The organism is uncultured Pluralibacter sp., from assembly GCF_913775985.1.
In the GTDB taxonomy this organism is placed as follows: domain Bacteria; phylum Pseudomonadota; class Gammaproteobacteria; order Enterobacterales; family Enterobacteriaceae; genus Pluralibacter.
Genome location: NZ_CAJYMB010000059.1, coordinates 39,667 through 51,411 on the forward strand (window position 1 = coordinate 39,667; position 11,745 = coordinate 51,411).

Sequence of the window (11,745 nt, forward strand, 5' to 3'; positions counted from 1 at the left end):
CGTCTACAGCGGCGAGACGACGAAAAGACCGACATCACATCCCTCTTCGGCGGCGCTCTGGGTCTGAATCGCCCGGGTTCTTACCGCATATCCAAGACTCTGCGCGATCTGGTCCATCGCGCCGGCAAACCAGCCGGTAAACATGTAGTCCACCTTGCGGCCCACTTTGCCGTACTGATACACAAACGCCGAGTTCTCCAGCCGGATGCGGGCGGTCCCCGCTTCCAGATCCAGCGCTTCAATAAAGAAGCGGCCCCAGCCGCGCTGGGAAATGCGCTTCATGTAGTGCTCAAATACCGCCGAGCCGCTGAGGTCGTGCAGTGCCGCCTCTTTTTCGCACCAGTGCCAGGCCGATTTGTAGCCGGCCTTGTAGAGGATCTCCGCATAGCGCTCGGGGCCGATTTCTTCCTCAATGCCGCGGTGGTTGTTGATAAAAAAGTGCCGGGGCACGTACAGCATCGGTAGCGCGTCGGTCACCCAGACGCCGGTTTCGTTATCGACGCTGATCGGCATTTCAGGGGCGTGTGTGCTCATTGACTCTCTCCTGTGGCAGCGGGGACGCTATTCGCCCCACACCTCGGCCAGAACGTTTACCCAGTTTTCACCCATAAATTTGCGCACCTGCTTCTCGGTGAAGCCGTGTTTCAGCAGCGCTTCGGTGAGATTTGGAAACTCGCCGAGGGTGCGGATGCCTTTCGGGTTGATGATTTTGCCGAAGCTGGTCAGATGGCGGGCGTAGCCTTTGTCGTGGGTCAGCCACTCGAAGAAAGCCTGATCCTGGCCCTGGGTGAAGTCGGTGCCGATGCCGAGCTGGTCTTCACCCACCAGGTTGTAGATGTAGTCGATGGCCTCGACATAGTCTTCAATGGTGGAGTTGACGCCGTTTTTGAGGAACGGCGTAAACATGGTCACGCCGACGAAACCGCCGCGATCGGCGATAAACTTCAGCTCTTCGTCGGACTTGTTACGCGGGTGATCCTTCAGGCCGGAAGGCAGGCAGTGGGAGTAGCACACCGGTTTTTTCGAGGCCAGGATCACTTCCTCGGAGGTTCTGGACCCGACGTGGGAGAGATCGCACATGATGCCGACGCGGTTCATCTCCTCCACCACTTCATGGCCGAAGCCCGACAGGCCGCCGTCGCGCTCGTAGCAGCCGGTGCCGACCAGGTTCTGGGTGTTGTAGGCCATCTGCACCACGCCGATCCCCAGCTCCTTGAAGATTTGCACGTAGCCGAGCTGGTCTTCAAAAGCGTGGGCGTTCTGAAAGCCCATCAGGACGCCGGTTTTGCCCTCCTGCTTGGCGCGGCGGATATCGGCGGTGGTGCGTACTTTGGTCACCAGATCGGCATTTTCCGCGATCAGGTTATTCATCGCCACGATATTGTTGACCGTGCTCTGAAAATCTTCCCATACGGAAACGGTGCAGTTGGCGGCGGTCAGTCCGCCCTTGCGCATGTCGAGGAACAGCTCCCTGTCCCAGCGGGCGATAACCAGCCCGTCGATAACGATGGCGTCGCGGTGTAGCTCTGCTGCATTCATAGCATCCCCTTATCCTGATTAACCGAAAGGTTGAGTGATGTAGCCAGCATAGAAGCAACGAAAATGGGGAATTGTTCTGAAAGCGTCACCCGCCTGACCGCCAGCGCTGCGGGGCACATTTTGTGGGGCCTGAAACGACCGCTGCCGGCGAAATGGCCGGCAGCGGTGGTCAAATTTTACAGCAGTTCATCAGTTGCCAGAGGTGAGCCTCACGGAGCCGTAGGTGGGTTCATAGCGCGCTTCGCTGAGCAGGCGCATGGAGAGGGATTCGGCAGGCGGACGGGCGCTCTGTTCGAAGGCGGGAAACTCGCTGACCCCGCGGCGAGACAGCACCGGGCTGCTGACGCCGCGGCGCTCTTCCCGGGGCGGAATGCCGAAGTGCTCGCGGTAGCACTTGCTGAAGTGCGGCGTGGAAACGAAGCCGCAGGCCACCGCAATCTCGATAATCGACCGCGAGGTTTGCTTGAGCAGCTGGCGGGCCCGGAACAGGCGCAGCTTCATGTAGTAGCGCGACGGCGAGCAGTGGAGATACTTCTGAAACAGGCGCTCCAGCTGGCGGCGCGAGAGGCCGACGTAGCCCGCCAGCTCGTCGAGCTCGATAGACTCTTCGATGTTGGCCTCCATCAGCGACACCGCCTCCACCAGGCTCGGCTGGGCGGTTCCCAGCACGTGGCGCAGCGGAATCCGCTGATAGTCGGACTCGTTGCGCACCCTGTCGCAAATAAACATCTCGGAGATCCCCGCCGTCAGCTGATAGCCGAAATCCCGCTGGATCATGGTGAGCATCATGTCCATCGGTACGGTGCCGCCGCTGCTGGTCATCCGGTCGCGCTCGATAACAAACAGCTGATTGGTACAGATAACTTTCGGGTAGGCCTCCTGCATAGAGGCAATACACTCCCAGTGGGCGCTGCAGTGGTAGCCGTCGAGCAGGCCCGCCTCCGCCAGCAGATAGGGGCCGGTACAGACGCCGCCGATCAGCATTTTTTTGCGCGCCAGGCTCTGCAGCCAGCTGACCTGGCGGGCGCTGTAGCTGCGGGTAATGTTGATCCCGCCCACCACGATCAGCACGTCCAGACCGGCGGCGTCGGCCATCGCAACGTCCGGGGTGATGGCAATACCGTCACTGGCGACCGCCGGCTTGCCCCCTTCGGTAACGGTACACCAGTGATACAGCTCCCGACCGCTGAGCTGATTCGCCATGCGCAGCGGCTCCACGGCGGTGGCCAGCGCAATCATGGTGAAATTATTGAGTAACAAAAAACCGACATTGCGAACCTTCTCTGGAGCGGTGTTTCCCTGGGCGACTACGCTGGTATCAGACATCTGCGCTTACCTCTAATTGTGTTGCACCGGAATATGTCAAAGTGGCCTGTTTACGACATTGCCCACCGTGGATAATAGATGAGCAACTACTGTGCCATTAGTTGGATGTTTAAGAGAGTTATTACCGTCACGAAACAAATAAAAAACATAAATTCAACATTGACGCGGTTATAACGCAGATTTAGCGCAAAATTACTGCCAACTGGTCAGATGTCGGAGCAGTTAACGGCGATCGCAAAAAGGTAAGTTTGGTCAAATAGTGCACTGTTTTGCGTCAGCGCTGCATTAGCGCGGAGCATCGGCTAAGCGGAAATCGACAGGCGCGGATCGGGGTCAGCGCCTGCCGCGCCATGTGAGCCCGATCGCAATTGCCGATTTTTTCGCATTTCATGAAAAAACCGGCTGCTGCACGGCACCCATTCGCCCGGGTCAGACAGCAGGCAGATTATATTTCCAGTATCTATTAATTATTCCTCCACACTTTATTTCTGATACCTGAATAAACGCGTTCGGAACGCTCAATTACAAATAATAACGTTAGTTAATCCTGTTATTTGTCATTATAAACATATCCCTTTACGTATTTATATTAAGCCAACCACTCACGTTTTATTTTGCGAATATTCTTGCTATTCGCCGCAATATTTTCATTCCTATGATGGCGCCGGATAAATAACAGGGAGCAAGCGATATGGCTTATCACGGTCCGCACGTATATCGCATTACAGGGACCATCGGCGCCTGCGGAATTAATGCCGCCGATGACGTTAAAACCATGCAAATAATGATTAACGGCGCGGGCTATCGCGCCGCCACCGGCCGACAGGTGCCGGTAGACGGCCGCTGCGGGCCTGAAACCACTGCGGCGATCCAGTGGTATCAGCGGCTGCTGCGTATGTCCCCCAACGGGCTGGTGCAGCCCACGGATACGCATTTTATCGCAGCAATGGCGCAGGCGTCGCAGGTGGACCGCAGCCGGCCACGAACCGGCGGGCCGCTGGTCGTCTCTCAGGGTCAGGTAACTTTCGACGCGGAAGGCGTTGACTACCTCACCGCAGCGGTGCCCTTTCGCCAGACGCGCATGCCCTATTTCTCGCGGGTACTGCACTTTCCCGGAAGCTACTCCGGCGTGACGCTGGGGCGCGGCTACGACATGAAAATGCGCTCGCCGGGGCAAATTTTTGCCGCCCTGCGCGAAGCCGGCATTGAAGAATATAAGGCCGCCCTCGCCTCCAGAGCCGCTGGCCTGCAGGGCCGCCAGGCCGCGCAGTTCGTTGCGGTTTACGGCCCGCTGTTGGGTGAGATCACCCACGCCCAGCAAATACGGCTGTTTGAGCTGACCTACCGCGACATCGTTAACTATTCCCGCGGCGTCTATCAGCGCAAGACGCGCAGCGTGGCCTCGCCGCTCGCCTGGCACAGCATTGATCCGGCCATTAAAGAGGTTTTTATCGATACCCTTTTTCAGGGAAATAACACCGCCGGCACCCTGTCGCGCCTTATCGCCAATGGCGGCAGCCGGCGCGATGTGGCAAATTATTTAAAAACCGATCCCGGACAAAATAGCGATCCCCGACGCACCGGTATCCGCCTGAGGAGACTTCAGCATTGAGAACGTTATGCCTGGTAGCGGCCACCCTCGCGCTGCTCTCTCTGCCCGCCGCGGCGCAGGAGCCGCGCAGCGCCATCTTAAATCCCGCCGTCGGCGCGTGCCTGAAGCAGTATGGCGATCTCAATGCCGAGTGCCTGATGGACGCCCGGGAGAAATCTGACGAAGACGTTGAGCGAGTCTATAAAAACAAGCTTAGCGAACTGACGGTCTTTGATAATTCGACGTGGTGGATGGCGAGCAAAGCGCAGCAGTCGGCAATGATTAGCGCATTCAAAGAGAGCCAGGGACTGTGGCTTACATATCGCGACAGCTACTGCCGCGCCGCCACAACGCCCGTCGCAGAGACCAAAAGCCTCGGCGCCGCGCTGGCGGGCTGCGTTATCAACATGAACCAGCAGCGCGAGCAGGAGATCCTGCGGGTGAAGGCGGATTTGACGTTTGAGGATTATTGAACGTCTTAAGCTGAGCGGCTCCAGCGCGATTTTGCGGGCTCCTTTTTTTGCCTGGCTAAATACACGGCAACATCGCCGATTGAGCTTCCGACTTGACTGCGCCAGAAACACGGCACATGCTATTACAAATTATTAACATAAGAACTAACAGTACCTGTGGAAAAAGGTGTATTTAAATCATGCATGTGGATTTAAAGTTGATATATGTTTTCGATGACAACCTATACCCCGATGATTTCCCAAGAATCGTTAGTCATCAAATTGCGATAAGTCGCCTTAGCACGCTCTCTGAACGAGAGCTAATTTTGCTATTTTATGGATTTTCCGGGCGTGACAAAATCATGCTCAACGCCGGGGTGAGCCATAAAGGAACAGGCTCAAACTTACGTGGCAAAGTATTTGGTGCCTTAGAGCGGGGCGAGATCGTCGCTGTGGAAACTTTTCCTGGCCAGCTGGCAACGATAGGGCCTTTTTACGCAGACGAGAAAGGTTCTCTCCAACCCTACCAACAGCAGGGTCCCGGCTATCCCATCGACAGAATCATACGCCGCTATGAACAAATGGTCGAAAATTATGGATATCGGGCAAGACCCACCATTTTTCCAGCTCAAAGACAACAACAGCCATCAATTGTACAAGATATATCTACAACGGCTTCTGGAACAGTAAATCAGAAAAGTGAAATACCCGAGAATTTAACTAAGGCTCAGCGCTGGCAGCAGCGGAAATATCTTATCGGTCGCGGAGAACGAAGCGTTTATCCCGATGCACAAATTGCGGCAAAGCGCCTGGCGGAAAATAATATTGCTGTCGAAAAGGCAAAGCTTGCGCAGAATATTTACGGCGATGGTCAGATAACGAATGCGCTGAAGCCGATGCCGAATGTGCCTGAAGGGTGGCGGGATGTGAGTAATGACGAAGGGGTGTTAAAAAGTTTGAATTTGGATAAAGATGTGCTTTTTGATAGACAGGTCGATCCAGATTTTTTAGCTCGAATTTATCAACCGGAGAAGGCTGTTTTCGGAGATGACATGAACACAACTCTCGTTTTTAGAGGATCTCGAGCACCAGAACTTACAGAAGGAGTTGGTACTACATTAAATGATGTACTTATAAAAGGTGATTTATCTAGAATAAAAAACGTCAATGATTGGTCTAACAACTTTTCGCAAGGAATTGGCGCTGATTCTCCATATTATAAAAATGCTGTTTTACTTGGCAGAAGACTACAAAGAGCATCCAATATTGATATTTCTGGTCACTCATTAGGTGGTGGAATGGCGTCAGCAGCATCATTATCAAGCGGTAAACCAGCCTGGACATTCAATGCTGCCGGATTAAATTCAGGAACTGTAGAAAAGTACGGGGCAAAAATTATTGGCTCGACGGATAACATACAGGCGTACCGCGTACAAGGCGAACTTCTCACAAAAATACAGGAAGGTAACACTATTGATGACGTCATTAAAGCTAAAGGCGACATAACTAGCCTAATATTTAAAGAGGAGCTTTCTATGGCGATCCCCGACGCTGCAGGTATAAAACACACGCTTCCAGGCGGAACCGGTACGATGCTCGACAGACATGGTATAGACCAGACAATACAATGTATTGAAGATCAAAAGGATGACGATATTGCCATCATACGGAGTCGTACATGAAGAGTATCATACTGGCAACAGTGATCCTTATATCGGCATTTTTTCTACATGGGTGCAAAAAAAATATGGATTATGAACCAAGTGACTTTTTTGAAGGAAAGCAGCTTAAAATCGCTGAAGCGATCTATGATGGTAATGAAGAAGACCTACGAAAAAGCCTTCCTTTAATCAGCAAGGACGAGCTAAATAGACCAGCTAAAGCAGAGATGACGCTGCTTTTTTGGTCTATGATGGCAACTTTTAACGATAATGCCACTCCTAACAGACTACATATAATAACTGACCTTATACAGGCAGGAGCGGACCCATTACAGCCACAACCTAAGGTCCCCGGGAGTCCGGCCGAGTTTGCGATGAAAAGCGACAAGGATATATGGATAAAAGCTATGTTAGAGGGTGGATTATCTCCCGATTCGAGAGATAAAATACATCATAAGCCTATAATTTTTAGAAGTATTATGGCTAAAAACACTCAAACACTAAAAACTGTTCTTGATTATGGTGCAAATATTAATATTCAGGATCCATTAGGTGATACCGTATTAATTGACGCAATGTATGCTCAGTCGTATGACCACGTTATTTTACTTTTACAAAGAGGTGCCGACAGCAGTATTGCAGGTAACCTCGGTTGGACTATGGGTAATCAGCTACAGCGCGATCTTGATGAGGGTATCGGCAACAGCGAGGATCGTAAAAAGCTCGAGACCATCAAAACACTATTGATAAAAAACGGCGGTGAGTGGCCACCAAAACCAGTCAGAAAATAGTGTTCACGCCGGGATCATAGCTCTCCGGCGCTACGAACAAAACTATTTTATAAAAAGCACTTAGTACTCACTCCAACTATAATTCAATCAACAGCAATAGCCGCCAGGAAATGATGATAATTCCACCGCCACTGAGATTAAAGTATGAGTAGTTCAATCACTAAAGTAGTCATCATCATGGTGATTTTTATTCTCTTTGGCTGCAAAAAGAACATGGATTATGAACCTGAAGATTTTTTCGAAGGTAGACAGCTTGAAATTGCCAAAGCCATATACGAGGGTGACGAAAAAAATTTATTAAAAATACTGCCTCTAATTCGTAAAGAGGAACTCAATAAACCCGCAAAAGCCGAGATGACGCTGCTTTTTTGGGCAATGATGGCGGCCTCGGGTGATGAAGTTCCTCCTGTAAGGGCGCATATAATAACCGATCTGGTACAAGCGGGGGCCGATCCACTTCAGCCTCAACCCAATACTCCCGGAAGCCCGGCTGAGATTGCTGTAAAAAATGATAACGCTATATGGATTAAAGCTATGTTAGAGGGCGGTCTGTCGCCAGATGCCAGAGACAAGAGGCACAATGAAGCCATTATATTTAAAAGCGTATTTGCAAAAAATATGGACACCCTGAAAACACTCCTTGATTACGGTGCCGATATCAATGTCAGAGACGCTTTAGGAGAAACCGTTTTGATCAGCGCGCTGGATGCTCAGTCCTACGATCATGTCATATTACTTTTACAGCGCGGGGCCGACAGCAGTATAAAAGGCAATCTCGGCTGGACGATGGGCAATCAGCTGCAGCGCGATCTCGATCAAAGCACTGGCGACGGCGACGATCGGAAAAAACTGGCGTTGATAAAAGCGCTGTTAATCAAAAACGGCGGCGAGTGGCCGCCGCGGCCGGTGAAAAAATAGCGCGGCGCTTTTACGCTAGGGAAAATTGAACGTAATGCCGTGAACCTTCTATCCCGCACAACAAAAAACCGACGTCCTCCGTCGGTTTTCGCTTATGCGCAGCTCAATAACTGCTTAGAAGCAGGCAGCATCGCCGTTTCGCGGCCTCGCTAAATCACACCTTCAGCAGCTTCACCGTCGCATCAATATCTATCTCGTCGGCGGTGAAAATATGCGTCGTGCCGTGAAAAGTGGTTACCGCCAGCTTTCTCAGCGTGCGCGTTGCTTGCGGCTCGGAGGAAGCCTTCGGCTTGATGCTGTTCATCAGCAGCCCTACGGAGAGCACCGTGTTCTCTTTATCAATATGGCTATCGGCGGGAACGTCTTCGCTGTAGACCACGTAAGATTTGATGGCGGTGAGCTTCAGGCGCTCGCCCGCGATGTAGAGATACTTGCTCTCGGGGATAACCTTCACCGCATAGGCCGACAGGCCTTTGGTGTTGGTAGTGGGTTCAAAGGTCACGGCAGCATCTTTCTTGATGAGATCGGGATTGGCGACCTTGATGACGTGAAAATAGCGATTGTCGCCGTTTTCATCTTTGATGAAGCCAAACCCTTTTTCCTGAAACCACGTGACGATCGTACCGTTCATTGCTTTTACCGTTTGATTAAATATTGCACAGATTGCTTTTTGCAGGGGGAGTGTAATGCAGAACGCGGCAGAAGGCTATGCGTTTGGGCGCTGGCGTAGCGAGCGCGCCCACAAACCTTAAGGTGCAGGCTCACTCCGGACGCGGTTATGCGGTATATTAGCGCTATCTCGTTCCTCATTTCGTAACAGGTAATACCAACCATGGCTCTGATCCCTAAAAACTATGCCCGCCTTGAAAGCGGCTACCGCGAAAAAGCCCTCAAGATTTATCCGTGGGTCTGCGGACGCTGCTCGCGCGAGTTTGTCTATTCCAACCTGCGCGAACTGACTGTTCACCACATCGATCACGACCACACCAACAATCCGGAAGACGGCAGCAACTGGGAACTTCTTTGCCTGTACTGTCACGATCACGAACACTCCAAATACACCGAAGCCGATCAGTACGGCACCCGGGTGGTTGCCGGGGAAGATGCGCAGAAAGATGTCGGCGAAGCGACCTATAACCCGTTTGCCGATTTGAAGGCGATGCTGAATAAGAAGAAGTAGCGGCAATTATTTTTTTCCCGGCACAGGGAATGCTAAAGGTGTCGCTCAGTCTGAGCGACATTACAGTGTAATTTAGAATTAATATAAAGAGCATCCTTCACTTTAACAGGGGTAATACCATATGAAAGTCGTTCGTCACCTTTTGTATTTTATCCTGGTAATAACTATTTTAATACCTACCCTTCCGGATAAATTAATTACGGCTATCATTAATAACATCGAAATTCACGGTGATGGAGAAGACGCCTTAAACAAATTTGAATTTATAAGCCTGCTTATAAAGTTATGCCTCTCAGCACTCATGTCATTGACAGTCCTTTATTTGATAAATCGACATCGCCGTAACAAAAGAAAATGAGATCGTAGATTCAGACAGAGGCAAACGCCCTTCTCCAGATAACGCTTAATACCACACGGGGCAAGCTTTACCCCATGTCTCGTCTCAGCGGCCCGCCCTCCCCGCAGGCCGCCCAACATCACCTTTTCCTGATACAGCGCCTATGCGCCAATCCCGTCCAGCCACTTCGCCAGTTCTTCAACGCTCTGCCCAACCGAGGCGCGAGCGACCGGACGGGCGTTTTCGATAACCAGCAGCGCCGGCAGGCCGCGTACGCCGAGCGATGTTGCCAGCTCCTGATTGTGGTCCGCATCGAGATAGCGGGTGTCGAGTTCCGCCGTTCTGGCGCTAATCTCGTCAAGCGACAGCTGCTGCCAGAGTCTGCGGCAGTGTATGCAGCGCTCCGCCCCCACGAACAGCAGGATCGGACGCTCGCTGACCAGCTCGCCCTCCTTGCTCAGGGTGCGAAAGCCGCTCTCCGCTACCCGAAACAGCTTCGGACTGCGCAGCAGGGTGTCATTGTCGGTGGCCACGCACAGCGCATCGAGGCTGACGGCGTAGGGCTGCACCCCCGCCACCCGCACCACGCTCTGCGCCGGGGCCAAAGGCGCGGCGCCGGGCTGGCGCAGGGTCCGCACGTCCACCGGCACGACCGGCGTCTCCTGCGGCTGCGGCAGCTGGGGGATCCAGCCATAGGGAACGCGGTAGGCGCGGTACACCAAATTGGTGTTGAGCGACGCGCCCCAGAACGGGGAAATATACTCCCAGACGATCTCGTGATCCCGGGTGACCTCAAACACGCGGCCGTTCGAACCTTCGTTAATCAGGGTGTTGCCGTTCTCCAGCCGCTGGGCGTTGCTGATATAGGGGCTGTAAAAGCGATAGGAGTCAGTGGGCTGCGGCACGTTGGCCTCGTAAGGCGAATAGCGCCACTCAATATCGAGGGTCAGCGGGTTGATCTCCAGGATCCGCGAATAATCCCGCCAGGCGTTTTTCACCCCGTCCGGGGATGCCGGATTGGGCGCGCCGTAGCCGGCCCAGCCGCCGTTATCGAAAATCAGAATATTGCCCGCGCCGGGCAGGCCCTGGGGGATCATGTGCGCGTGATGCTGGCCGATGATCCAACCGATGTGTTTTAGCTCCGGCTTGCTGTAGTCCGGGCCCAGCTGCCAGACGATGTTGCCGCTGCGCTTGTCGATAATGGCGATGATGTTCGACTCGCGCGCGTCCCAGATAATGTTATCGGGATGGAAGCGCTGGTCGCCGGCGTCGTACCATTTATTGGGCCCGAGCGCCGACATCGAATTGATGTGCATCCAGTCGCCCATGCCGCCGCCGCTGGCGCGCAGGTTGGGGTTGTTGTGCAGCGCCGTGCGGGCCGCGTCGTCAAAACCGAGTTCGTGGAAATGATCGCTGCAGCGCCACTCCCACACCACGTTGCCCTGCCAGTCGACTTCAATAATGGTGTCGTCCAGCAGCAGCTTGTCGGAGATGGCCTCGTTAACCAGATTCGCGTGGGCGAGGATCAGCGTATTGCCGCCCTCCACCTGCGGTTCAAGGCCCGGGGCATAGTAGCCCACCGGGTTACCGGCGCGCTGGTAATCGTGGTGCGCGCGGGCCATCCAGCGGGTTTCGTATCCCGGATCGCTGACCTGCTCGTAGCGGTCAAATTTCCAGGTCACGTTGCCCTCCCAGTCCACCTGAATCAGGTCGAGCATGTCCTGCATGCCGTAGCGCGGATCCCGCTGGCCGCTGTGGCCGAGGATCGATCCGCCGGGCAATATTTTATTGGGAAAGCCGTGCAGTTCGGGCCATTCGCGCACAACATTGCCGTTCATGTCGACCAGCACGGCGCCGCGCTCCACGGCCTGAAAAAGGGTGTAACCGCTCCACGCGCGCGCGGGATCGTAAAGCGTGGTGCCGGTTGGATAGACGGAAGGATGTCCCATC

The 11,745-nt window shown here is 53.5% G+C and carries 11 protein-coding genes; 6 read left to right on the plus strand and 5 right to left on the minus strand.

Going from position 1 to position 11,745, the window contains the following annotated elements:
* Nucleotides 1-3: 3 nt before the first annotated feature.
* The 3 genes from QZ766_RS06990 to QZ766_RS07000 form a co-directional block, all read right to left on the minus strand.
* The gene (locus QZ766_RS06990; protein WP_297199336.1) at nucleotides 4-534 is read right to left on the minus strand and encodes a 4-vinyl reductase; all 531 of its coding nucleotides are present in this window, start codon (nucleotides 532-534) and stop codon (nucleotides 4-6) included.
* A 27-nt stretch (nucleotides 535-561) separates the two neighbouring features.
* Nucleotides 562-1,539: a dipeptidase gene (locus tag QZ766_RS06995; RefSeq protein WP_297199339.1), complete on the minus strand. Its 978-nt coding sequence runs from the start codon at nucleotides 1,537-1,539 to the stop codon at nucleotides 562-564.
* Nucleotides 1,540-1,728: 189 nt separating this feature from the next.
* On the minus strand, nucleotides 1,729-2,865 hold the full coding sequence (locus tag QZ766_RS07000; protein WP_297199342.1) for a GlxA family transcriptional regulator: 1,137 nt from the start codon (nucleotides 2,863-2,865) through the stop codon (nucleotides 1,729-1,731).
* Nucleotides 2,866-3,556: 691 nt separating this feature from the next.
* On the opposite strand from QZ766_RS07000, the gene QZ766_RS07005 reads away from it, so the two are divergent.
* The 5 genes from QZ766_RS07005 (at nucleotide 3,557) to QZ766_RS07025 (ending at nucleotide 8,278) form a co-directional block, all read left to right on the plus strand.
* On the plus strand, nucleotides 3,557-4,477 hold the full coding sequence (locus QZ766_RS07005; protein ID WP_297199345.1) for a peptidoglycan-binding protein: 921 nt from the start codon (nucleotides 3,557-3,559) through the stop codon (nucleotides 4,475-4,477).
* On the plus strand, nucleotides 4,474-4,929 hold the full coding sequence (locus QZ766_RS07010) for a lysozyme inhibitor LprI family protein (protein ID WP_297199348.1): 456 nt from the start codon (nucleotides 4,474-4,476) through the stop codon (nucleotides 4,927-4,929). Before QZ766_RS07005 ends, QZ766_RS07010 begins: the two co-directional genes overlap by 4 nt.
* A 179-nt stretch (nucleotides 4,930-5,108) precedes the next feature.
* Nucleotides 5,109-6,590: a phospholipase gene (locus tag QZ766_RS07015; protein WP_297199351.1), complete on the plus strand. Its 1,482-nt coding sequence runs from the start codon at nucleotides 5,109-5,111 to the stop codon at nucleotides 6,588-6,590.
* Complete coding sequence (locus QZ766_RS07020; RefSeq protein WP_297199354.1) at nucleotides 6,587-7,360, plus strand: ankyrin repeat domain-containing protein; 774 nt, start codon at nucleotides 6,587-6,589, stop codon at nucleotides 7,358-7,360. The genes QZ766_RS07015 and QZ766_RS07020 overlap by 4 nt, the downstream gene beginning before the upstream one ends.
* Nucleotides 7,361-7,504: 144 nt before the next feature.
* Nucleotides 7,505-8,278 carry an ankyrin repeat domain-containing protein gene (locus QZ766_RS07025; RefSeq protein ID WP_297199357.1) on the plus strand — a complete coding sequence of 258 codons (774 nt, stop codon included), beginning with the start codon at nucleotides 7,505-7,507 and terminating at the stop codon, nucleotides 8,276-8,278.
* 154 nt (nucleotides 8,279-8,432) lie between these two features.
* On the opposite strand, the gene QZ766_RS07030 is transcribed toward QZ766_RS07025, so the two are convergent.
* Nucleotides 8,433-8,909, minus strand: a complete 477-nt coding sequence (locus tag QZ766_RS07030) for a cold-shock protein (protein WP_297199360.1) — start codon at nucleotides 8,907-8,909, stop codon at nucleotides 8,433-8,435.
* A gap of 201 nt (nucleotides 8,910-9,110) precedes the next feature.
* On the opposite strand from QZ766_RS07030, the gene yajD reads away from it, so the two are divergent.
* Nucleotides 9,111-9,458, plus strand: a complete 348-nt coding sequence (yajD, locus tag QZ766_RS07035; RefSeq protein WP_275046650.1) for an HNH nuclease YajD — start codon at nucleotides 9,111-9,113, stop codon at nucleotides 9,456-9,458.
* A 498-nt stretch (nucleotides 9,459-9,956) separates the two neighbouring features.
* Here the strand turns inward: yajD and QZ766_RS07040 are convergent, their stop codons facing one another.
* Complete coding sequence (locus tag QZ766_RS07040; protein ID WP_297199370.1) at nucleotides 9,957-11,744, minus strand: aryl-sulfate sulfotransferase; 1,788 nt, start codon at nucleotides 11,742-11,744, stop codon at nucleotides 9,957-9,959.
* Between the last annotated feature and the right edge of the window lies 1 nt (nucleotide 11,745).